The organism is Metabacillus rhizolycopersici (assembly GCF_020075705.1).
In genome coordinates, this window is record NZ_JAIQUM010000006.1 from 64,350 (window position 1) to 89,737 (window position 25,388).

General features: G+C 35.7%; 19 protein-coding genes. 16 read left to right on the forward strand and 3 right to left on the reverse strand.

The features are described from left to right. Positions 1–226: 226 nt before the first annotated feature. From murB to K9V48_RS04430, 13 genes are all read left to right on the forward strand, one after another. Positions 227–1,141: a UDP-N-acetylmuramate dehydrogenase gene (gene murB / locus K9V48_RS04370; RefSeq protein ID WP_224137277.1), complete on the forward strand. Its 915-nt coding sequence runs from the start codon at positions 227–229 to the stop codon at positions 1,139–1,141. Between the two features lie 425 nt (positions 1,142–1,566). Further along, positions 1,567–3,501 carry a site-specific integrase gene (locus tag K9V48_RS04375; protein ID WP_224137279.1) on the forward strand — a complete coding sequence of 645 codons (1,935 nt, stop codon included), beginning with the start codon at positions 1,567–1,569 and terminating at the stop codon, positions 3,499–3,501. A gap of 334 nt (positions 3,502–3,835) precedes the next feature. Further along, on the forward strand, positions 3,836–4,183 hold the full coding sequence (locus K9V48_RS04380) for a PadR family transcriptional regulator (protein WP_224137281.1): 348 nt from the start codon (positions 3,836–3,838) through the stop codon (positions 4,181–4,183). After that, the gene (locus tag K9V48_RS04385) at positions 4,170–5,165 is read left to right on the forward strand and encodes an HAAS signaling domain-containing protein (RefSeq protein WP_224137282.1); all 996 of its coding nucleotides are present in this window, start codon (positions 4,170–4,172) and stop codon (positions 5,163–5,165) included. Before K9V48_RS04380 ends, K9V48_RS04385 begins: the two co-directional genes overlap by 14 nt. A 164-nt stretch (positions 5,166–5,329) precedes the next feature. Next, complete coding sequence (locus K9V48_RS04390; protein WP_224137283.1) at positions 5,330–6,400, forward strand: Wadjet anti-phage system protein JetD domain-containing protein; 1,071 nt, start codon at positions 5,330–5,332, stop codon at positions 6,398–6,400. Beyond that, positions 6,397–7,902 carry a hypothetical protein gene (locus K9V48_RS04395; RefSeq protein WP_224137284.1) on the forward strand — a complete coding sequence of 502 codons (1,506 nt, stop codon included), beginning with the start codon at positions 6,397–6,399 and terminating at the stop codon, positions 7,900–7,902. The genes K9V48_RS04390 and K9V48_RS04395 overlap by 4 nt, the downstream gene beginning before the upstream one ends. After that, the gene (locus tag K9V48_RS04400) at positions 7,903–8,649 is read left to right on the forward strand and encodes a DUF6063 family protein (protein ID WP_224137286.1); all 747 of its coding nucleotides are present in this window, start codon (positions 7,903–7,905) and stop codon (positions 8,647–8,649) included. Next, positions 8,627–13,087, forward strand: coding sequence for a coiled-coil domain-containing protein (locus tag K9V48_RS04405; protein ID WP_224137287.1), 4,461 nt, complete (start codon positions 8,627–8,629; stop codon positions 13,085–13,087). Before K9V48_RS04400 ends, K9V48_RS04405 begins: the two co-directional genes overlap by 23 nt. A 202-nt stretch (positions 13,088–13,289) precedes the next feature. After that, on the forward strand, positions 13,290–13,703 hold the full coding sequence (locus K9V48_RS04410; protein WP_224137288.1) for a GNAT family N-acetyltransferase: 414 nt from the start codon (positions 13,290–13,292) through the stop codon (positions 13,701–13,703). A 103-nt stretch (positions 13,704–13,806) separates the two neighbouring features. Further along, positions 13,807–14,124 carry a DUF3892 domain-containing protein gene (locus K9V48_RS04415; RefSeq protein WP_224137289.1) on the forward strand — a complete coding sequence of 106 codons (318 nt, stop codon included), beginning with the start codon at positions 13,807–13,809 and terminating at the stop codon, positions 14,122–14,124. A 425-nt stretch (positions 14,125–14,549) separates the two neighbouring features. After that, on the forward strand, positions 14,550–14,822 hold the full coding sequence (locus K9V48_RS04420) for a hypothetical protein (protein WP_224137290.1): 273 nt from the start codon (positions 14,550–14,552) through the stop codon (positions 14,820–14,822). Positions 14,823–15,141: 319 nt separating this feature from the next. Next, on the forward strand, positions 15,142–15,810 hold the full coding sequence (locus K9V48_RS04425; RefSeq protein ID WP_224137291.1) for a lysozyme family protein: 669 nt from the start codon (positions 15,142–15,144) through the stop codon (positions 15,808–15,810). Positions 15,811–16,162: 352 nt separating this feature from the next. Then, positions 16,163–17,146, forward strand: coding sequence for an extracellular catalytic domain type 1 short-chain-length polyhydroxyalkanoate depolymerase (locus K9V48_RS04430; protein ID WP_224137292.1), 984 nt, complete (start codon positions 16,163–16,165; stop codon positions 17,144–17,146). A gap of 210 nt (positions 17,147–17,356) precedes the next feature. On the opposite strand, the gene K9V48_RS04435 is transcribed toward K9V48_RS04430, so the two are convergent. Next, on the reverse strand, positions 17,357–18,592 hold the full coding sequence (locus K9V48_RS04435; protein ID WP_224137293.1) for a helix-turn-helix domain-containing protein: 1,236 nt from the start codon (positions 18,590–18,592) through the stop codon (positions 17,357–17,359). Positions 18,593–18,826: 234 nt separating this feature from the next. On the opposite strand from K9V48_RS04435, the gene K9V48_RS04440 reads away from it, so the two are divergent. Further along, positions 18,827–21,127: a glycoside hydrolase family 2 protein gene (locus K9V48_RS04440; protein WP_224137294.1), complete on the forward strand. Its 2,301-nt coding sequence runs from the start codon at positions 18,827–18,829 to the stop codon at positions 21,125–21,127. Between the two features lie 258 nt (positions 21,128–21,385). Here K9V48_RS04440 and K9V48_RS04445 read toward each other — a convergent pair whose 3' ends face one another. Further along, a complete protein-coding gene (locus tag K9V48_RS04445; RefSeq protein WP_224137295.1) occupies positions 21,386–21,853 on the reverse strand; it encodes a hypothetical protein in 468 nt (155 codons plus the stop codon). Between the two features lie 563 nt (positions 21,854–22,416). Between K9V48_RS04445 and K9V48_RS04450 the strand changes: the two genes are divergently transcribed. Beyond that, positions 22,417–22,698, forward strand: a complete 282-nt coding sequence (locus K9V48_RS04450) for a DUF2325 domain-containing protein (RefSeq protein WP_224137296.1) — start codon at positions 22,417–22,419, stop codon at positions 22,696–22,698. A gap of 166 nt (positions 22,699–22,864) precedes the next feature. Continuing rightward, positions 22,865–23,266 carry a hypothetical protein gene (locus K9V48_RS04455; protein WP_224137297.1) on the forward strand — a complete coding sequence of 134 codons (402 nt, stop codon included), beginning with the start codon at positions 22,865–22,867 and terminating at the stop codon, positions 23,264–23,266. A 145-nt stretch (positions 23,267–23,411) separates the two neighbouring features. Here the strand turns inward: K9V48_RS04455 and ilvD are convergent, their stop codons facing one another. Further along, positions 23,412–25,094 (reverse strand): dihydroxy-acid dehydratase, encoded by a 1,683-nt coding sequence (gene ilvD, locus K9V48_RS04460; protein ID WP_308012501.1) that lies wholly within the window; start codon positions 25,092–25,094, stop codon positions 23,412–23,414. Positions 25,095–25,388: the final 294 nt, after the last annotated feature.

Below are 25,388 nucleotides of genomic sequence, written 5' to 3' on the forward strand. Positions count from 1 at the left end.
GTGGGTGTTCTTTTGATTCGTGCTTTTTGAAAAGCATGAAAATGAATGATGTCAAAATGATAAATCGTTTCATAAATTAAGATGACTTATGAATGAAATAAAAAGCTAATTAAATACATGGTATAATCAAACTTACTTTCTCGTTTAAAAGGATGAGCTGCTTTTTTACTTAAAGGGCAATAAGCCTTGTGCATTTTCAATATTACGTATAAGAGGTTGAATAAGGATGAAGGAAAATTTACTAATAATTAATGATTTAAAGAAATTTGTAAACCAAGAATCTATTTTGATATCTGAACCATTATCGAATCATACTTTTACTAAAACAGGTGGAGTCGGTGATATCTTTCTTAAACCAAAGAATATTTCTGAAGTTGAACAAATAGTTCGATATGCATCTTCAAACACGATTCCTTTAACTGTACTTGGGAACGGTTCGAATGTAATTATTCGTAATAAAGGTATTCGTGGAATCATTATGAGCTTAGTTCATCTTAATGACGTTAAGGTGGATGGAACTGTAATTAAGGCAGGAAGTGGAGCGGCACTTATCGATGTTTCAAGAACTGCGTTATCACATCATTTAACAGGGCTGGAATTCGCCTGTGGCATTCCCGGTACGATTGGTGGAGCTTTAGTCATGAATGCTGGTGCATATGGAGGAGAAATATCGTATGTATTAAAAAGTGCACAAGTTCTTACGAATTCTGGAGAATTGATTACGCTCGGTGAGCACGATTTTCAATTCGGATATAGAAGTAGTGTTTTTGCTAAAGAGAGTTATATTATTTTAGAAGCTACCTTCCAGCTTGAAAAATCAGACCATGCTAAAATAAAAGAAGAAATGGATCATTTTACAATGCTTAGAGAATCTAAACAACCGTTAGAATATCCATCCTGTGGCAGTGTTTTTAAACGTCCACCTAATCAATTCGCAGGTAAGTTGATTCAAGATAGTGATCTCCAGGGAACAAGAATTGGTGGGGCAGAGGTGTCAACGAAGCATGCTGGATTTATTGTCAATGTTGATCAGGCAACATCTTCAGACTATATCCAATTAATTCGTCACATCCAAGAGACCGTTAAGCGGAAATTCGATATTGAGTTGGAAACAGAGGTCAAAATAATCGGTGAAGAATAGTAGCGAGTTGTTATTTGCTTAACCGGTATAGTGAGTGCTTCTATTCAAGAAAACGTCAATGCATTCATTTATAATGAACAATCGATTGACTTTTTTGATAAGACTGATGCTGAAGGTCTGGTGTAAACATACACCATATCTTCAGCGTTTTTTATTGATCGCGTTTTCCTTGAAAAAATACATCAAACGATAGAAAGATTTTAAGCACGAAGACCTGTCTACTCTATTTTTCTTGCATCTCGAAGTTAGGGTTTTCCTGCATGGAAAGAATGGGATAAAAGAAGAGGAAGTTATTTCACGAACAAAGTAGTATATTAGATCTAATTTCAATAGGGTAGCAGGAATATAAAATTTAAAATTGAATTATATAGCATAAAAATTAATTTTTTAACATAAAAAAGTCTACAAAGGAAGTGTTAAAGGGAATGCTCAAATACCAAAGGAAAACCTTTCATTCCTTCTTTCATCTACAATCAATCGATCATGTCATGCTAGGTGAGGAAGAAGAACTACCTCTTCAAATAGACTTAACGATCAAAAATAATGAAATCGAACTTCCAGCAACCATCACACTTGATTATTTAGCACAACCGGTATTTTCGATTGAAATTGCCCCCTACATATCCGACTTTGAGCTGCTTTATACGGCAACGACGTGTATTGAAAAAATATCAACAGATGAAAAAGTAATTGAGCTCATGAATTCGAAACGAGTAAAGAAAAAGATTATAAAGCTGAATCAAAAGCTGAAGCAGAAAATCAGAAGCAATAACGAGAATAAAAGCAATATCGAACTATTTTTCGCAAATGTAAAATATAAAATCAATGATGAGTTTTATGGATCGACCGAGCAAATCGACATTATTAAAAACAACGTGAATGAACTATTTTCGAAAATGGATGATGTAAAACAATTGCTAGAACAAATAAATACGTATATTTCAGGTCTTATTGTCCAAGAAGAAACGAAAAGTCTTTACTTTTATTGCATCCAATCTTTCTATGAATGGATGTTTTATATCAAAAGGGAAAACTTTCCTCGTGTCACAGTTGCGGATATCAATGAATATTTAGACGTTTATCAGGCAACGGACTATTATAAAAACCTTGCCATTAAGCAAGTCCTAAAAATACAAGAGATTCGTAGAGAGCGGATTGATATCGGCGGGATTAAGTGGAATGAGGTTTCCAAACCCCCTCATTACTTTTATAAAGAAGCTCAATTACTTGAAGCAGAGATGAAGCTCTTAGACAACCTCGCTAGCCATAGAAGGCAAATTGAAGATTACAATAATTACTTGAGATCAACAGGAATGGAACCACATTCATACAGTCGATTGCGTGACCATATGAGAAACTGGATTTATTTTCGTCTTGCTGCAGAAACTATGCTCAAATCAAAGGAATTAATCGCGCTAAATTTTGAAGATATTGATCTAGATAACTTAAGAATTATCGCAAAAAAACGGAAAGGAAAACAAATTGTAGCGATAACAAAAGATACTGCTACATATCTAGTTAAATATCAAGAATTTAGAAAAGCATATGATGACAAAATTGAAGAAGAAAAATATTATTTTCGTTGGATGTATGGCTCGGTTTTAAAAGATAAGAGTAAAAAGGAAGAGGAGCTAGCGCGAATTAAACCTTTCTTTAATGATTATGAAAGAAAGGAATTCAGTCAACTAGACCATGAATTAGCAACAATCAATGGACAAATAGAATCATTGAGACAGTTATCAAAACGTGAGCAAACGAAGCAATCTCTTTCTTTAGGTGAATTAAGAACAGAACGGAAAGCATTAAATAATAAATTTGCGAAAAAATATGCAGAAGTGAAACGAAAATACAGTGAAAAAGCTGATCAAAGTATGAAAGAGGCTGTCTTTGTTTCTTCTCATTCCAAAAGGGTAAATAGTAATACAATGGAAAAAATATTAAGTAATCTAGATCTAACAACAGAAGGCTTAAGAATGACTAGATACACAAATTTAAAGCGCTTGCAGATAAACGAGCACGCATTAATGAAAACGATGGGATATGAAATTCGACAGAAAATCACAGAACTAATATATGAAAACACATTGAAAAGTATTGAGGAGACGAGAATTAACTACCTTGGTGAGAAGGAAGTTGATAAGAGAATTAAGGGAAAAATTGTGGATAATGTCTATCAGCATCATCTTGAACAATATCCAAAGATTAATAAATCCCGATTAAAACGTGAAGTAATTGAGAGATACAAAGATTACAGCTTTACAAGGCTAGCGCTTTTAAAGGGGGTATTCGAAAGATATTATATTCCATTAGCCATCGAATTAGAAATTCGGGAAAAAGAAGTGGGGAAAACAAATATGTAAAAATGAATTCTTGTTAGAGAATGAAAACAAGTTTAAACGATATTATACTAGTTGTTGAAATGGCCTCACGATTTTGTGATGGCCTTTTCAAATTGGCTATTTTTAAAAATATATAGCATAAAAAATAATTATAAATTTTTATGAAAAATACGTAATTAAAATAATAAATTTCCTATATGACCATTAAGTGTCAATCTAAAGACCTTAATAAAGCGATGATAACATCAGTTAATAATATAAAAAAATTCAAATTGATGTTGGAACAATAATAGTGTATGATGCATAGTATATAGTATAGTGTGTGACACATAGTATAAAGAGATGAGGTGAATCGATGAGTACTTTATTGAATTCATTAACGACGGAGTTGCGGCGGGGAACGTTGACACTAGCTGTTTTAAGTCAATTACGAACGCCACAATATGGATATTCACTTGTCCAGCTATTGGAGAAGTCGGGCATTACAATTGAGCAAAGCACATTATATCCATTGCTTCGCCGATTAGAAAAGCAAGAATTAGTAACAAGTAGTTGGGATACGTCTGAAAGCAGACCACGTAGATACTATGTGTTGAGTGAATACGGCATTGAGATTTTTCAGCAGTTGAAGAAAGAATGGGAAAAGACTTCCGAAGAGCTATACAATTTATTGAAAGGAGAGAGTGAGAATGAATTTGATTGAGGTTTATATCCAGGAAGTAACGCGCAGACTTCCTGAAAAAAATCGAGGTGATATTGCGTTAGAGCTACAGTCGACGATCGAGGATATGTTGCCAGAGAATTATTCGGAGCAAGACGTAAAGGCTGCTTTAGCACAGTTGGGTAGTCCTGCTATGCTAGCGAGTGGTTATCTAGATCGCCCGATGCATCTCATTGGCCCTCGATATTATGATGTCTATATGACGTTGTTAAAAATGATTTTACCGATTGCTGCTGCCATTGCACTCATTACAATGATTTCCATTAATGTCGTGGAATATGATGGGGAAGTAGCGGTTTTAGCTGTTATTATAACGATGATTGGAGAAGGAATCTGGGGAATTCTTAGTACTTCTGTACAAGTGTTTTTTTGGTTAACAATTATTTTTACTATTTTAGAACGTATTGATACTGGAAGAGAACAAACGCCATTAACGACAAATTTCAAAAAATGGTCCCCAGATGACTTGAAAAATATTCTATATATTCCAAAGAAAAAGGCAATCTCAAACGGGGAAGTCTTTGCGAGTTTACTATGGACGGCGATCTGGGCAACGATTTATTTTAATGCAGCTAATCTCTTAGGTGTGTACGAAAAAGGTAAAGAAGGCCTTATGTTTGTGCTTCCTACATTTAATCAAGAAGTATTGAATGCTTATTGGCCATTCGTTGTTGCTGTTACCGTTTTGGAAGTTGGTTTAGCCATTACGAAAATGATTTCAGGACGATGGACGAAAAAGCTTGCAATCTTCAATGTTGTTTATCAACTAGTGGTAGCCATTGTATTTATTATCATGATTAGTGATTTCAATCTATTCAATCCAGACTTTGTAGCTTACTTTTCAAATCTAACCTCTATCACAAATGAATTTCAAAAATGGATCCTTTGGGGAGCAATACCGTTATGGTTGATTTTTGCTGCCATTGATTCATATCAAGGCTTTCGTAAAGCGTCTGCGAAATAGTCGTCATTTACTAAAAGCATGACATAAAAGACGCGTAGTATGCGTCTTTTTGTGTGTCTGCTGTACTCTCGTGATGTGTGCTATCCTTTGATGCTACAACTATTTTAATAGAGATAGAGTCTAGCTTTTGTTATAATGCTTGAGGAAGTAAGATCGATAAGAAGGTGAAAACGATTAATATTATTGAAACTCGGGTAAGGGGCTTTATCGAAGACATTCAACACCCGAAACAAAAAAAGAAAATCAATCTTAATGAAATTGAACATCATATGAGGCAACAAATCGAAGCCTACTTTGATATGGGTGGGTATACTCTTTTCCACGCCGCAATCGAAAAGCTAGAGGAGGAAGGACAACTGACTCCTATTCAAAATAATCAACAAAATGGAAGAACACCAGCCCTTTCCTTATATTACTGGGTAAACATAAAAAAAGAAGAAACAAAATGGGACCGACTCGAGATGATGAAACGCAGCGATCTGTTTGATTTCTCTTACTATGAAAATAATCCCGAATGGCAGACAAAAGAAGAATGGAAACGAATTGAGAAGTTGTACCTTTTTCTCCAGTCTAATGAAGAAAGAAAAACTGTTTCATTAGAAGAAAGAAGTTTGGAACTATTTGGGCATGAAAAATTTCTTACTGATGACTCATTGTTTCCGGAGGGTAAGGGATTTCTAAAACGGATTGGTGTGTCAATTGATCAACTAAAAGGAACAAAATATGGAGAACCATTTGTCTATTGGACAAAGCAAGGAAAGGAAATAAACGACTTTCAACGAGTGTTAATTGTTGAGAATCTATCTTTTTTTCACACATGTGTGCAGTTACTTGAGTCCGATTCACTCGATTATGAACCTGATCTCATTATCTATGGTGAAGGTAAAAAGATTGAGCGGAGCTTTTCGTTTTTCTTTCGTCTTTTTCCAGCAAAACCATACTTGTTTTATTATTGTGGAGACATTGATGCGGAAGGCTATAGTATGTTGCTTCGTCTTATCGATAAATATAGCGATTGTAGTATCCATCCTGCATTGAAGATTTACCGAAAAATGCTTGATTGTGTTGAGCAGGCTAACAATCAAATCAATCAGGTGAAGAATGAGGAGCATCGTGATCGCTTCTTTAGCTGGTTTTCTGATGAAGAACAAGAAGTGCTACAACAACTATGGAAGGCGGAAAAACGCATTCCACAAGAAGTGCTGACCGTCGAAACATGGAGGAGATGGCTATGAACGAGTCATGGGAAGGATTCGCACAGCGAATGAAACGGTTAAATCCTCTATTTGAGCTCGGAAAAGGAATGGAAATTGGGGAATTAAAACCATATATTCAGACCATTCTCATGCACGTCCTACTGACAATTTTCTACCGTGAATTAAATGATGATGATAATCGAAAGAAGTCAGATATTATGTTTATGGTAGAAGATTCCATCAGGCAAATGAAACTAATGGGCGACCAAAAGCAGATTGAACGGATTACAACTGGTCTTTTGCATCAAGGAAAAGAGGAATTTAGTAAACCGTTTGAAGCTCTGTACTATAACGAAGTGAGACATTCATGGGAAACACAGACGTTTCGTTACGTCACAATGGATGAACAGTATACGAATCTCGAACTAGGTGGCTCGATTGTTTATAAGTTAACAGATGTTGCCCAAGAAATGATTTTCATGAGTCGTGAGATTGCAGAGGAGTTCTCCATTACAATTGAACAGCTTTATAGTATGCAGTTGATCAAAAACGGAAATTTCAAAAAAGCGACCCGAAATCTTGACCATCTCATATCACGTGTCAATCGCTTGATGACGAATGAGTATGCCTTCCAAAAAGAAATGATCAATAATCCGAAAATCCTTGTGATTGAACAAGAACGGCAAAGAGAAGATAATCGCGGGGAGATTGAGCAGCAATTCGAAGAAGAAAAAAGTCATTTTCGCACAATCAGCTCGATGATTGAAAAGGTAAGACGAACGGATGAAGAAGATGGATTTGTTCAAACAGAATTGATGCTCCTCCAAGAAAAAATCGAACACACTCGGCAAATACACGACCGTTTTGCTAAGCTTGTCATTCAAAATATATCCTATGAAATGAAGTTAAAAGCAGAGAATCCGTCGTTATTCTGGGAAAATAGCCTCGTTTCGTTCCGCGAACAGATTTACGAAAATTGGTTTATGAAGGAGGGTGTTCGAAACTTTTCGGTCGTTGAACGTATTATTGCACCACTTTTCTCCCCGAAAAATGACTTCATCTTACCACTAGATTGGATATGGGGAGAACAGGACTTGATTGAAAAACAAATTGTAGAGGAAGTAAACGAGGAAAACGAAGAAGAGGAAGTAATGGAAAGACGGATTACGGATTGGTCATCTGTCGTGAATGCGTGGAGTTATGTCTTTGAACATTTGCAGCAATTTGGCGAATTTTCTTTGGCTACGCTAGCGGAATTACCACTTGACGTCCAAGATCAATGGTTTGAAGAAAGTGAAACATTAGATTTATGGATGATGTTTGATAAAAAACCACTAAGCGTACAAGTAGCAAATCGAAAAGAAGAAGCATTGAGCGATGAAAGAGAACGTCTTCTCCATAAACTTATGAATGAATATCCGCAGTTTCAATCATTCGAAGGAACCAAAATCTATACAGAGTTTGACCATCGTGCAGACCCTATTATTTGGAACCGGACCAAAATAACACCCTTTAAAATATGTGTACAGGAGGGGAAATAGATGAACGCAGAAATCATCAAAAAAGCATCTGCCGTGTTCTTTGCCTTGTTGAAAGAAAATGTAATCGACGAATCTAGCGAACAATTCCATGCTTATTACGAGCCGGAAGTGAGACAGACAGTTCTGATGCTTGCGGACGAATCTGGTACATATATCATTGAATCACCAAAACGCATCCATCTTGTTGTACAGCCAACTGGATCGGTCTTTGCGACTAATTTTACTCACATGCGTGACAAGCACAAGCAGGTAGAAAGTAAGAAACACTTTCATCTTCTCAGTGTCATTGTAATGGCGTTTTTAGCAATGATTGATCGTAATCAAGCAGCGAAAATACGCACGAAACGAGAAGGGATCACATACTACGCACTTGAACGACAAGTGAACGAAGTTATTACAACATGGGCGGCCCTTTTAAAAGAGAAGCCAACATTTAGTGAAGAATACATGATTGATATGGATGAAATTGTGACTACTTGGACCTATATGGAGGTCGATACGGATGAGCCTGGTCATAAAAAAGGAAATAAACGAACACGGATTGGGCAAATTGCTAACGCTATGCGATTATTGGAAACAGAAGGAATGATTGTTGTCCTAGATCGAGACGATATACCGAAGGCCTTTCCGAAAACGGAACTATTTGAGCGGATCGAATACCTTTATCATGATTATGATCGTTATGAACAATTAAAAGAATTAATGACGACTAGGGGGGATGAGAATGCCGAAAATCCATCGCATTAGAATTGTTGGCTTGAAATACGACGGAATGCAAAAACAATATAGAGATACGATTTTTGATTTCCATAATGAACAAACTTCAACGAATGGACTTATCGCGATGATGAATGGTGGTGGGAAAGGGGTTTTCTTACAAACGATCTTTCAGGTATTAAAACCTGGGACTTCATGGGGAAAACAAAATAACCGTTATTACCAACAGTTCTTCTTCGATAAAAAAGAACAATTTGTCCCTTATACCTTTCATGTTCTAATTGAATGGGAGTTAGATGGATCAGATCATAGGCATCTTGTAACAGGCGGAATGTTTTCTGCTGAACAACGAATCTCTATGAATGAAGAAACACCAAATGACAATATATCACTAGAACGTGAAGCTAAAATCATTCCGAATATTACGTTTTATACTAGGGAGTTTGAACGGAAAAATGGTGTTGCCCTTGATCATATTCCTCTTTATGAAAATGGAGAAGTAGCTGATACAGAAGAACTAAAAGATTATTTGAAATGGAACGGGTATGATGTGTACCGTGACATGAAAAAACATTACCGCATTTTAGATACTTACGGCATCAGCAGAAAAGACTGGGATATTATGAAAGACATCAATAAAGATGAGGGTGGGGTGGGCAAATATTTTGAAGGTGCTGAAGATGATCATTCCCTTTTTCAAAAACGGATTATCCCAACAGTGAGCCAAGTTTTGCATCGCGCTGAACATCAAAAAAATGACCTCGTAGATATCTTTAAGAGCCAAGCAAGTATTGCAAAAGATCTCCCCGTCCTTTTAAAAAGAGAGCAAGCACACAGAGAATTTTTGGAGGATATTCTGCCATTTGAAGGACAAATTGCAATCGGTGTTGAGCACGAAGAAATTGTCCGAACGAGTACAAAAGAGGGGCAGCAACTTCTTGGTGCGTTAGAACATGTCATCGATATGGAAAAAGATGCACTGTTAGCGCTTGAAGAGGAACTAGAGAAGCTAGATGATCGTTTAAAACTCTTACGCTTTGAAAAAGACAACTTAGAGTATGCAAAAGCATACCGGGAAGTGAGCAAATGGGAAAAACAGCTTGCAGAGGATAAGGAAACGCATCAACAGCTACAAGAAAAGGTCAATGAAAAAAACGAATTGAGAGAAAAGGCAGCTTTTGCGCTTTTGCTGAAAGAATGGAGCGAAATCGAACAAACCATTGTGTCTCTTTCAGAACAAATCAAAAAATTAGAGCAAAACAGTGGGTTGGAACAAGTGAACCAACGCATGGAAGAAATAAAAATTGAGGCGACGAAGCAATGGGAAGAAGTATATCAAGCGCTAAAAGAAGAAAACAAGCAATATCAAGGATATAAACTGTTTATAGAAAACAGAAGAAGAGAGCTCACAACGCAAGATAAACAAAAAACAAAAGAAATCGCACAAACGAGTTCAGAAATAGACGTCTTGCATAGTCAGATCCATGCATTTGAAACGAAGAGAGATGGACTGATTACCCTTTTGGGTGACCGTATGACGTACGACTTAAAAGGATTTATTGAGAGTTTACAACAAAAATGCGAATCCTACCAAATTGAAATGGACAAGTTATCTCAAAGCGAAGAACAATCTCGGGAACTTCAAAACGCACGCTCCATGTCAATAGGGACGATCCGTCAATCTTTAAAGCAAATGGAGGAAAAGTGTAGCGAGTTCAAGGAGGCATATAAAAAGCAACAGCAAAAAGAAGAAAAACTACTTGATAAGCTTCGCTCGATACTAGATGATGCTGTAGGGCCATTCACACAAGCTCTTCTTTCGAAATATGCAACAGGTGTGGAGGAATTAGTAGCACAAAATCATGCGCAAAGTGAACAAATCAAAAAAGAACTGTGGGAAACACAGCTGGACCATTACTTAAATGATGAACAATTTTGGATTGCAAACCAGGATGTTAAGCAATTAAAAGAGTGGATTGACAAAAAAACGGGAATTGATGTTTTTTATGGTACTCAATTTCTCCAATCAATAAACGATGAAGAACGTTTGCGCTATTTAGATGCTTATCCATTGCTTCCATTCGGTCTTGTTGTGAGTCAAAGTCAGTGGCAAAAAATCAATCAGCAGGTTTTAGCAGGGCGACAATTCAAAAGTCCTGTGCCAATTTATATGAGAGAGAAAATGACGGGAGCGGAACAGCTTTCGTTCGTGGTGATCAACGGAGATGAACGTGGATTATTAACAGACAAAAACTCATTTATGAACTGGAAATCATCCATTGCCAAACAAATTGAAGAGAAAAAAGATACGTTAACTGAGTATGAAAAAACTGCAATTTCACTTCAACGTACCCTAAAAGAAATTGATCGAATCCAAGCAGGAGAAATGTGTATCGATATTGAGAAGGCTCTGGAACATGAAGGATCTACTATTCTCCTCACAAAAGCAGAACTAAAGCAGATAATAAAGGAAGAGCAAAAAGAAAAAGAAAATCAAATCCAATTGCGTGACCAAATGGATAAGGCAAAAGCCGTCATTGAAAAGTCGACAAAAGAATTAGAAACATTAATGGAGTTCGAACAAGAAGGAAACCATTATCAAGAAAATGTGCGAGTGAAAGATGAGAAAGAAAAGAAGAAAAATCACTTAATTTTGCAGCAACAAGAAATTGAAAAGGAACAACGCGACATTCAACAAATGCAAGACAAGTGGAATCAGACGTACCTTGAATGGAAACTATCTTTCGAACAAGACATCAAGGAAATTGCCCGATTTGTTGAACAGGCAGTGTTTCCAACAGATGAAAAAAGTGAAAGCAGTGATGAAGTACCGAGTTTATCACCACATCTACTTGATGACATCAAAGGTAGTGTTGAGGAATTAAAGCAGCTTCAAAAATCGAAGGAAGAACAAGCACAAGAGCTATTAGCGATCCAGGCTAGTCGTGAAGCTGAACTAAAACAACAGGTAAAACTGGAGAGGAAACTTCGCACTCAGAACAGTGATTGGAAGGAAATACCGATTGCTGAGGAGCCTATGCGTATTTTGGAAGAAATGCTACAAGCAGCCCAAAAGGAAGCGAAAGAATCGCAAAAAGCGGAACGAGAACAAGGTACAGCTGTGACTGTAGCAGAAACATCCTTAAAGCACGCGAACGACCAATGTGTAAAAGCAGAAAAGAAAGTAGCTAAGCATGAAAAACAAGCGGAAAAATGGGAAGAAATTGATCTTGATGTCAAAGAGGTAGAAATCAAGGATCGTACCAAATTAACTAAAGAGGAACTTAAAAAAACGGAAAAGCAACGAAAAGAAACGGAAACAAGCATATCAGGTTTCGAAGGCGATCTGTTAACATTGTCCGTTATCTTAAAGGAATCGGCCATTACGTTTACAACCTCTGACTTAGAACAGATAAAAAAACAAGGGAAAGCATGTATCTTGAATTGGTGTAACAAACACCAAAATTTACAAGAAGAAGGTCAGGACAAACACGCAAAACTCGAACAGTCATTACGGAATTTGAAGCAAAATATCGAAGGTAAGGACTGGGAATTGCGTTTTAAACATGAAGTGTTAACTACTCTTGATCACATGGATACCCGCCATTATGAGCATATACAAAACATCGTAAAAAACATGAAACGATTCTCAAAAAGTGGATTAGAGCAGTTGGACCGCGACAAAGAACGAGCTGAAAAAGCACAGGACTTCTGGACGAGTCGTGCGAGCATGAAAGTAATGAGTATTGCAGATGCCATTCGATCGATGATTGCAAAAATGAAAATTAAAAATGAACGAGGAGCGTTTCCTCTTGTTCAATTAAAAGAAGACTTCCTACCGAAAAAGGCAGAAGAAGTGGAACCATTATTGAAACAACATTTTGTAGCTGCAATTGATAAAATCACTCGTCAATTTGAGACAATCGATGACAACAACAAAGCATTAGAACAGGAAATCAAACAGTTAATCGGTGATGAACAAATTCTCTTTGTATCGCTTCGAAATCGTTATCCGGAGCTACTTGTGTATAATATGCGCACAGACAATGCTTTTATGTATGGCAGACCACAGAAAGAACATTATTCAACATGGCAAACAATTAACCAAGGCTCGAAAACAAAATCTGATGGCAGCGGGGGACAAAAGCTGTCCGCACGGATGGTTATGATGATGATGCTATTATCTGTTAAAAGTGAAACAGATAATAGCTGGGTTCCACTCGTTTGTGATAATCCATTCGGTCAAGCAGCATCAGCCCATGTACTTGACCCAATCTTCGCTGTCGCAGAAAAACTAAAGTTCCAACTTCTTGTGGTGACACCACCTGAACTTGTCAAAACGGAAATAAGCCAAAGATTTGACGCTTATTATAAACTGGACTTTATCCGTGAAAAAGGAAAAGAAATTGTTACCGATACAGTAGTACCCGCTTATCGTATTTATCAGGATGAAGAAGTTCTAATATAAACTGATTGCACCGATTTTCAACAAATCGGTGTTTTTGGTGCTTCTAGGGACCTTAATATGTATAAAATACATCAGAACAGTGGCAAAATAGGATATGTGAAATTCTTTTTAAGTGACTTTTTTAAATTATAATTGAATTTTTATTCGTATTGTTGTATAAATATAAATATGAATTAGAATTTCTATTTAGAAGGTGAAAAAAGTGAACTACCACATATCAGATAAATTACCGAAGTTTGAACAATTTGCCATTCTCCATGAAGCAAGTGGGTTAATAAAAAGTAAAAAAGGGAGCTACACTAAGGAACAGTTATTTCAAGCAGCAAAGAATAGCTGGTATCATATTTCTATTTATGACAATGATAAACTGATTGCATTTGGCCGAATGATTTCTGATGGTATTTATCAAGCGTTAATTTGTGATGTGATGGTAGATCCAGACTATCAAAAGCAAGGTTTAGGTAAACAAATTATTGAAGAACTCGTGACGAAATGTAAAACAAGTGGAATCCAATCAATTCAACTTTTTTCTGCGAAAGGAAAAAAGCAATTTTATCATAAATTAGGGTTTGAAGAGAGAGAATTAGATGCACCGGGAATGTCTCTGACAATCTGAAAAGCTCAGTGAATATACACACTCACTGAGCTTTTTGTTTTCCTTGCAAATATAGAAAATAGCGCATAAATAATAGTAGCTGTGGAAAAGATATAACGAGGTGATGACGGTGGATCGGTTCCAACAAGTATATGATCAGTATCGAAAACAAACAAATGAAATTGAAGTTAATGAAGCAAGCGGAATCAATCATCATCCAGATCAAGAGAAAATAGTAGCTGTTCGAAAAAATAATGATGGTGATTTGATTGCTTTTCAAACTGAATCAGGGCGAGAGCTGGATTATCTCGAAGCACTCACCGAAGCGAAGGCAGGTAAGCTTGCTCATGTCGATGTATTTCATAAATACGGTCGCGATATCTTACGCAGTGAACCAGACGGAATTAGAGAAAATAATTTAGATGCGTTACCAGAATTTTAAATGAAACGATAAGCTAATTCTACTAATGATTTTTCTTAGCGACTCATTCATAACATACATCGCCATTATTCAAAGTGGAGGCTGAGTAAGTATGGATGGGTTCCATTTTTTATCCTTCACAAATACGCATGATTAGGGATTAACTAAATGCAGAAAAATAGCATGATAACGTCAGAGAATCGTAATTATTTAAATGAAATGATAGAGAAATCGAATTGAAGGTCCTCTTTCTAATGGGTGTTTTTGCGACGGTAAGCGGCATTTTTTGGAGAAGGAGATTTCTTATTTAAAGCAAAAATACTTAATTTTGTTATTTATGGTCTATTTTCGCTGAAAGGATTGACTTTAATAAATAGTACGGTAAAATGTAAAGTTAATGTTAATTTTATATTGAATTCATTGACAAAAAAGAGGTGATATGAATTATGGAAATAGCAGAATATTGTGGAAAAACCGAATCTTCCATTCTCACTTTCATCATTTCCTTTACAGATGATATCCGTGAAAAAATTGCACAAAGGAAGCTGTTTTATAAAGAACAAATCGTACGCTATGTAAAAAAACATATCGATTTCTTCTTCAAAGCATATAAGTTAAAAGAAGCTCTATTGAAGAGTTATAAGCATGAAGTATTTAACACGATTATGTTTAGATTAAAGAATAATTTAAAGGAACATAGGGTCTTTCAATGTATATAAAAACGCGAGCACATCATATGAGAACGATCCTTTTTCTATCATATAGTAAAAGCAGGCGTTCTCTCTTTCTTTTTATCCCACATTTTCTTATACTTATCCCCCGCTAATGGCAGATTTGCAATATAAACGTTCCCTTTTTTATATAATTTTTCGGATGTATTTGATAGAATAATAGAATAGGAGTAAGGAGAATAGTGGCAATGTCTAAGGATATGCTAGCCCTTTTTTTATTGTATAGGAAGCTATAAAATTCTTGTACTGTGGATAAGCGCACGACATCCAGCTCCAGCGCTTTTGTTCTGAAGCGGTAGGTGATGATATGATTGCAAAAGCAGCTAAAGTATTGAAATGGATTGTTACTTGTCTCACGATTTTTTTTGTGGTTGTTGTAATAGGTATTGCTAGTTTAGAATTTTTGACACGTGAAGAAAATACTGAACCTGATCAAGGTGGATTATCTGCTGAAGTATTGGCCTATCAACCTCAAATTGAAACAGAATTACAAAAATATGGATTAGAAAATCTAACACCGATTCTTTTAGGTATTCTTCAACAAGAATCTGGTGGGGTCTTAAGCAAAGATATCTTTCAAGCATCTGAAAGTTTAGGGTTACCTCCTGATACGATTACCGACTCATTATATTCGATTCAAGTAGGGGTAGAATATTTTGCGAATAATTATGAAAGTGGAAAAGCACAAGGTGTTGACATAGAAAGTATTATCCAAAGCTACAATTTTGGTCGTGGTTATATCGATTTTTCTGCATCTAACGGTGGCGTTCATTCAGAAGAACTTGCAAAGGAATTTTCTAGCTTACAAATGGAAAAATACCCAGGACAATACACATGTGGTGGAGATACAAGTAACTTTCGCTATCCATACTGTTATGGTGATTGGAGTTATACAACCAAAGTATTTAGTTATATTCCTACAATTGGTTCACTAGCCACTGACACATCAAAAGAACATGAGCAATCTGGACTTTAATCGACGACGTGTAAATGTATGAAAGATATAGCAAATCGGAACATATAAATAAGATTAGAAACATAGTAAACGAGAGCATCTGTATGTCGGAAAACAGATGCTCTTTCAAGCAGATGGGGATTAGTGATCTTTCTTGCCACTGTGTTTGATTGGTAGATGCAATTCTTAAAGTAGATAAAGTGAGACTACCGTCAGAGCTTTTTATCCCCAAATTATCTTCTTTGTTGCTTTTGTATCTTGAAGTAGGGGTATATTGTCCATTAAGAACGAGGTATAAATGTCGATAAACATAATTCCTAAATATGAAAGCTTTAATTGGGACTAAAGATGAGAATGAAGGGAGATGGAGATGATGAGTGTACTAAAGGAATATATGGTTGTCGGATTAATGTATAAACTTTTTGTGCCGAGTGGATCGGAAAAAGATAGAAGTTTGCCGTTAGTTGTGATGCTCCATGGGTGTAAACAGAATCCTCTTCAATTTGCTGAAGAGACAAGAATGAATCAACTCGCGGAAAAGGAAAACTTTATTGTCCTCTATCCTGCGATGGATCGCTGGTTTAATCCTCTTTTTAACGATCCTGATAAAGTCAATATCGATGGATGCTGGAACTGGTTCTTAGATGAAAATCAGCATCGAGGAGAAGGGCTTCCTGAAAGTATAATTGAAGTGATCAATGATGCACAGGAAAATCTTGAAAACGATCATAACTTGTCTATTGATTGGAACAGAGTCTATGCAGCCGGCTTATCTGCAGGCGGAGCGATGGCCTGCATCCTCGGGGTAACTTATCCTGACATTTTTAGTGGAATTGCCGTATGTTCCGGATTACCTTACGATGCTGTAAATACGAATTTGTGGATGGAGCCATGGACTCGGACTGCCGAATATGCCTTGAAAAATGGGGTAACAGATCCCTATGAATGCGGAAACAAAGCGTTTGACGAAATGGAAAAAGCATTTAAGGAAACAGGAGTAAAAAGAAAAATACCTGTCATTGTTTTTCATGGCGTTTCTGATACGAGAGTCCATCCGATTAACGGGGAACAAGTTGTTACGCAATGGGCACAAACCAATTATCGGATTGAAGGTGGCCAAGGTAAAGTAGATGTTACACCATCTCTTATAAAAGCAGATAGGATCAAAAATGGAAGAAGTTATACTAAACATGTCTATCATGACAAAAACAATGTTCCGTTCATGGAATTTTGGCTAATCCATGGAATGAATCATACGTGGTCCGGTGGAAGAAAAAATGGAAAATTTACTGACCCACTTGGTCCAGATGCCACATCAATTATATGGGATTTCTTTAAGCGTGTATCGCTACCGTAATTAAGGGATGCCATTTTTAATGGTCAGCTAAGACAAGAGTAGGTCCTTTGATTCTTACTAGTTAAAGTCCCAATAAGGTAAAGCCATTGGGACTTTTTCGATTTTGCGTTGACTCTCTGATTCTGACACCTTGGAAACCAGTTCTGACAAGTTTTTTTCAATTGTTACGGGAAAATGAGTTTATAGCATTTACGATTCAAATTCAGCTTGCTAATCATTTTCACTCTTAATATATTGTGAAGGTGTTAACGATGTAAACTTCTTAAAAACTCTACTAAAATAATTTAGATCATTGAACCCTACCATAAATGCAATTTCTGTAATCGAACTATTTCCTCTTTGTAGATAGAGCTTTGCTTCTTCAACCCTCTTTTGATTAATGTAATCAATCATATTCATTTTCGTTTCATTCTTAAATTTCCTTGAGAGATGTGAAGGATTCACGTGGATTATAGCGGAAATTTCCTTTAGTGTTAATGACTCTTCTAAATTCAACTCAATATAGTTAACGGCCTTTTTCACAATAGGACTATAATTTTGTGTGGAAAATTGGTTTACAACATCGCAATATTCGTGAATCATGACGACACCTAATTTTTTAAAATGCGGTAGATTCGGTGCTCGTTCAATCAAAAGGGCAAATTTTTCTGATACGTTATGTATATGAATTGGATGAATTCCACCTTTTTCAGCGGCAAATCTACATAATGTGTTCAAGACCAATAATAAATTTTTAGCAGATCGAATTGGACTTTCAGGGATTCGATCGGAAAGATTTAAGACACTATTCGTTTCCTTTGATATACGAGCTATTTCCTCTTTGTCTCCCTTTGTTATAGCATTCATTAGTTTCTTTTCATAATGATACCGGAACTCGATAATGTCGTTACTCTCAGCAATCGTCGTTTTACGTTGTGCTTTGTTTTGTTGTTGTATGAGAATTTCAGAAGTTATTAATTGTGAATCAATATGATTATATGTGCACAGGTTAACTAACAATTCACCAATGCTGTTCGAATCGTTACTTCCAATAACGGATAATGATTTATAGAATTGTTGCAGCTGTTTTCTTTCACTAACAGGGAGCTTATTAGTAGAGATTATATCACTTATAAAATCAATAGTAGGAATACTCGATAGAAAAGGTCCAATTAAAATAAATCCATAAAAGGAGCTGTTTTTCCAAAGACCAGCTGCAATATATTCAAGACCATAAGAATTGATAAAGTAATAATAGTTAATAGAGAGATTTTTTCTTAACGTATTATTAATGTTCAGAAACTCATTGTCGAAGTTTTGTAATACAGCCGGAATGGTATGATTAACTAGTTGGAGAACAGCATTCCCATCCTTGTCAATTAACCTTACATCCATTTTAGTAACGGTATTTAAGATTATACATTTTTTATGAAAGCCATTAAAATCGAATTTATCTTTTTCTTTCATGAATTCACCATTCCTTCTTGTTTGTTTCCTATTATAACGGTTAATCGTTAATAAATTGCAATATATGTGCTAATTGAGTCGGATTTGTATGATGATTATTAGAAATAATATACTATACTTAAAAAGTATTCAAATGCTTTAAATAAAAAGGAAAAAAGTTTCTATACCATTTAGCGGTTTTGTTACGCTTAGGATCCGTATTTAATGCGAGTGATCAATTTAGGAGGTAGAAAAATGAGAAAGATAATAAACATTAATCAAGGATGGAAATTTATAAAGCAAGATGAAGTTAATGCAATGGCGAAAGTATTCGATGATGAAAAATGGGAAGTAGTTCAAGTACCTCATACGTGGAATGCGATTGATGGTGCTAATGGATTTGATTTTTATAAAGGTGCATGTTGGTATCGAAAAGAGTTTGTTTTAGATCGTTCGGCACAAGGAAACAAAGTATTTATTGAATTCGAAGGTTCTAACAGCATTACTGATGTCTATGTGAATGGTCACCATATGGGACAACATCGCGGTGGCTACTCGACGTTTAGATTTGATATTAGTGACGTTGTTGAGTTTGGCTCAAAAAACACATTATCTGTCAAAGTTGACAATACAGTTGTTGATGATGTCTATCCACAAATGGCCGATTTTACATTTTATGGTGGGATCTATCGTGATGTAAACATTGTGATTGCTAATCATGTTCATTTTGATTTAATGGACTATGGTTCACAAGGAATCTATATCGTTCAAGAGGAAGTTTCAAATGAAAAAGCAAATGTAACAATTAAATCAAGGCTAGTTAATGACGAAGCGGAAGAGAAAAAAGTAAGACTTTGGGCAGATCTAGTGGATGCAGAAGGCAAAAATGTAGCATACGCGGCGAAAGAAATCGTACTAGCTGCTGGTGAAACGAAAGAAGTAGAGATGCCAATTGTTATAAAAGACCCAACACTGTGGAATGGCATAAAAAACCCTTATATGTATGTAGCGAACGTGTCTTTACAGAGCTATAACGATACAGTTGATGAGCTTACAATTCCTTTCGGCGTAAGATATTTTGAAGTAGATGCGGATAAAGGATTCTTCTTAAATGGTGAACATCTTGCTCTAAATGGTGTTTCAAGACATCAAGATAGAAAAGATATGGGCTGGGCGATTACGGAAAAAGAGCAAGAGGAAGATATGGAATTAATTAAAGAAGTTGGCGCAACTTCAATTCGATTAGCTCACTATCAACATAACCAATATTTCTATGATTTATGTGATAAAGAAGGGATGGTTATTTGGGCTGAAATTCCGTTTATTTCAGTCATGTCAAAAACTGAATTAGAAGGAATAAATGCAAAACAACAAATGATGGAATTAATTAAACAAAACTTTAATCATCCATCTATCATATTCTGGGGTGTTCAAAATGAAATCCAAATTAGTGGCGAAAGACCAGAGCTAAGAAAACTTGTCAAAGAATTAAATGAATTAACGAAAAAAGAAGATCCTTCAAGATTAACAACAATGGCAAATGTTATGTTTGTGAAAGATGAAGATGAATATAACTATATGACAGATACTGTTGGCTATAACAAATATTTTGGTTGGTATAATGGGGAAGCGGAAGATTTTGCTGGGTGGCTTGATGGCTTCCATAAGACAAATCCTAAGGTGAAATTAAGTATTTCAGAATACGGTGCGGAAGGTATTATTCAATATCATAGTAATGATCCAAAAGTGAAAGACTATACGGAGGAATATCATGCACTCTATCATGAAAAAGTGTGGAACATTTTTTCAAAACGACCGTTCCTTTGGGCAACATATGTATGGAATATGTTTGATTTCGGGGCAAATATACGCGATGAAGGCGGCGTAAAAGGAAGAAATAATAAAGGCTTAATCACTTACGATCGAAAGATTAAAAAGGATGCTTTTTATATGTATAAAGCAAATTGGTCAGATGAAAAATTTGTCCATATCACGAGCAAACGATTTGTTGACCGAGCGGATGCTGAAATCAATGTGAAAATATATTCTAACTGTGATGAAGTCACACTTTATGTAAATGATTCTGAGGTCGTAACTAAAACGAGTGATGATCGAGTCTTTACTTTTGAACATATTGCGTTAAAGGATGGCGTAAATGAAGTCAAAGCGATTGGGAACCATGAAGGTGATATTTTTACAGATGTAGCTAGATTCAATAAGGTGAAAGAACCGAATGAAAGCTATAAAGCTCCTGAAGACGAAGGTGGTCCAGTAGCAAACTGGTTTGAAATGCCAGACCTAGATGACGTAGTAGTTGAAGAGCTGACGATTACTGATGATGTGTACTCAACACGTTGTACCTTTGGGCAACTTTTCGAAAATGAAGAATCTAAATCGGTGCTTAAAAAGTATTTAGGTAATATGGAAGAACACCCAATGTTCGGAATGGCACAAGGATTTATCGTTGAGGATATGGCTCAAATCGCACCTGAACAATTTAATGCAAAATTGTTGTATACACTTAATAAAGAATTAACGAAAATAAGAAAATCATAAGTGATGAGGAAGGGGCTGTTTTATTCAAACAGCCCCTTTATTTTCATACATCAGAATTTGTAAGTTTTGGCTTTGAGAAATGCCAAACAAAAACGTTTAGAAAATAATTTTTCTGAGCGTTGATTTTAATCTCTCACTAATCTAGTTAAAACACCTATTACCTTGACTGAATCAGATTATCACCCGGCTTTTATTGCATCTCCTAGATGAAGGTTGATTCCTCTTTAAGAAAGGGAGAAAATCGCAGACTTTTTGTGATTAGGTAAATTTCTTTTTATTTTCAATCATGTATTGAAATCCATATAAGAAAAAAGCTTTGTAAAAGAAATAGAAGAAAAATTGAACATTATTTATTCTAACCAATTTAATAACTTTTAATTTTTTCATTAAACTCATAAGAATAAAAGCAAAAAAAGCATGGGAAATCGCATTAAGTAAGAGGAACTGTTTGAAATTTCCATAAGACCACTTTAATACCCACATCGAAAATGCAAAAAACGGACCAACATTAAAAGGCAATTCCCCTGTAACATATGATTTTGGCTTATTATAAAAAGGCCACCATCTTCGTTTTTTTCCAATTTGAACATTAAAAGCTTCTAAACAAAGAACAAGCAACGTTGCGGGTAGGAATTTTTTAATATTATGCCAGCCAAAAAAAGATAATGATAACCATGAAAATACAATCATTGCAAAATTAAGCAACCACTGATTTTTTAAAGACATAATGATTTAATCCCCTCTTTTACCATAGAGTTTCCTTTGTATTATCAACTATTCATTTAGTGTCAGTTCATTTCATGATCACATTAGTATAAGAAAAAACAGCCTTTTTTAAATTAATTCCATTTTTTGTTGACATTGATATTCATTATCAATTAAAATAATAGTGGACAGATGATAATCATTTTCATTTGTATGCAAATGTCTAGGAATATGTAGGAAACTGTTCGTCCCCATTTTCGCTAAAAGTTTTATTCCATTCTAAACGGGCATTAAAACACTTGTTAATGAGCGAAATCCAAAAAGTTTAGGAAATGAGCGAAGTGAGGACAGAAAGTTAAATAATAAAGAATAAGTATCAAATAATACAGGTAATACTTGCACTTGCCATTGAATGAAAAAAATAAGGGGGAGAAAACAATCATATTCATAACCTGTGAACAGTGCGGCTTTATTAAGGATGAAGAAATGGTTGATCAGCAAATTTCTTACGAATGTCCATGTTGTGGTTTATATGAAATAGAAGTAAGTGAGAACTAATTAATTAAATTTTGGAGGAGATACTTATGAAATCATTACTTATCGTAGGTGCAGATCATTTAGGAGTTATTACAGAAAAATTATCATCTGTTGGGTTTGATAAAATCTTACATATTAACGGAAGAAAAGCGCAAATGGTGAAGAGAGGTATACCAGAGAATATTAACTGTATTCTTATCTTAACGGATTTTGTTAATCATAATCTATCTACTGTCATAAAACAGCGCGCTAAAAATCAATCGATCCCGATCTTATATGCTAAGCGTTCTTGGAGTTCGATTAATAATGCCCTTAAGGGAGTAGTATAGTAGCGGATTCCTTTCTTTCTTTTTTTTTTTTTTTTTTGAGAATGATTATCATTATTGTTTTTAAGTAATCGATCGAAAAGGAAGGGAAAACCTGTTTCACTTGTAAAGTTAAGAGATATATTTAACAATAATTTCTAAAAGTTGGCCATCAAAAGGAGAGAAGAGTATGTTTCGACATTTTATCGCATTAAAAACGTTTGTACATCAAATTGACTGTTTTTGTCCAGATGGTGAACACGCGGATTATATTACAATTAACAAAGGTGATGTTATCGAGGTTACGAAAGAGCGCAATTTTACTGAGGGAAGCGGATGGTATTTTTTAATTGGAATCAATGATCAATGTTTCTTCTATATAGCTATTGAAGAAATGGAGCAATATGTTGCGAAAGAACGAGTAATATCGATAGTAGACATTAATCTGAAGATGAACTATTTACAATTTAAGATTAATCAATCGCTTGATTCATTAGATGAAGCATCATTTGTGAATTATACAAACCAATTAAATGAAGTAAGTGATTTAAAGGAGACATTGGATCAGTATTTATATACTGTATCCGTATAATGTCAAAAGCTTAAATGAAGTTAGCCTTTTCAGTGAAGATATTTTTTCATCCGAGTGTTTATACGACCGCTCATCTAGAAACCAACAAAAAAGCCTGCCAAAAGCCTTCCATTTACAAAGGTTTTTGACAGGTTTCATTTTTGGATTAAATTTTCATTACTCCACCAGTGTTTGCTGATGTAACTAGCTTAGAGTAACGTGCTAAGTAACCTTTTTTAACTTTAGGTTCGAAGCCTTTCCAGTTAGCTCTACGTTTTTCAAATTCTTCATCTGAAATTTCTAGTTGAATTGTACGATTATTTAAGTCAAGTTCAATAATGTCACCATTTTCAACAAATGCGATCGGACCGCCTTCTGCTGCTTCTGGAGAAATATGACCGATTGAAATACCTCTAGATGCACCTGAGAAACGTCCATCGGTAATTAAACCAACCTTCGCTCCAAGACCTCTACCAACAATTTGTGAAGTAGGGGCAAGCATTTCTGGCATACCTGGTCCGCCTTTAGGACCTTCATAGCGGATGACTACTACGTCACCTTCTTTTACTTTTCCAGTAATAATTCCAGATAGAGCTTCTTCCTGAGAATCGAAGCAAATCGCAGGTCCTCTATGGTAACCGCCAACTGCTGGATCAACAGCTCCAACTTTAATAACCGAACCATCTGGCGCTAAGTTACCGAATAATACAGCAAGGCCACCTTGCTCAGAATGAGGATTGTCTAATGGACGGATAACATTCTTGTCTAAAATTTCTGCACCAGCAACATTTTCGCGTAATGTTTTACCAGATACAGTTAGGCAATCACCATTGATTGCACCCGGCTTTTTAAGAACCTCATTGATGATGGCACTTACGCCACCAGCGTTATGAACATCTTCAATGTGATAATCTGATGCCGGAGCGATTTTTGCAAGATGTGGTACACGACTTGCAATATCATTGATGCGTTCTAATGAATACTCAATTTCAGCTTCATGTGCTAGTGCAAGTGTATGAAGTACTGTGTTTGTTGAACCACCCATCGCCATGTCCAAAGCAAATGCGTTATCAATCGCATCGATGGTAACGATATCACGTGGCTTAATATCCTTCTCAATAAGCTCCATAAGTTGCGTAGCTGAGCGTTTAACAAACTCTTTACGTTCCGGAGCAACAGCTAAAATTGTACCATTTCCAGGAAGGGCAAGACCAAGACCTTCTGCCAAGCAGTTCATTGAGTTTGCAGTAAACATACCAGAACAAGACCCGCATGTAGGACAAGCAAATTGCTCAATTTCCTGTAATTTTGCTTCATCAATTTTACCAGCTTGGTAGGCTCCAACCCCTTCAAAAACAGAGTTTAAGTTAAGTGGGTTACCATCTTTATCAACACCGGCTTTCATTGGACCGCCACTCACAAAAATTGCTGGAATGTTAACACGAAGTGCTGCCATCATCATCCCAGGTGTAATTTTGTCACAGTTTGGAATACAAACCATTCCATCAAACCAGTGTGCTGATACAACTGTTTCAATAGAATCAGCAATGATTTCACGGCTCGGTAATGAATATCTCATTCCGATATGCCCCATCGCAATCCCATCATCAACACCAATTGTGTTCATTTCAAACGGTACACCACCAGCTTCACGGATCGCGTCTTTCACAATTTTACCGAACTCTTGTAAATGTACATGTCCAGGAACAATATCAATATATGAATTTACAACCGCAATAAACGGTTTGCCAAAATCTTCTTCTTTTACACCAGCAGCACGAAGTAAACTTCTATGTGGTGCACGGTCAATTCCTTCTTTAATCATATTACTACGTTGTTCAGCCAAGATAAATCCCTCCAAATTAACAGTCACATTAAAACTCTTCTGAAAATTTTAATATTTCTTATTGTAACATTATTTTTTATATTATCAAAGGTTAAACAACTTTGCTTTTTTCAAATAATCTATTTATTTTACCGGAAAAATAGTTAGCTTTTATGCTTGAAAGAAGGATACAGCTCTTAAATTAAGCGGAAGCCAATCGCTTCAAAAGAATTATACGATTAATTGATTGCTTAAAACTAGTATAGAATAGAGGAAATTTAGCCATTCATTGGGAATATTGTCATATGAATAGAAGGA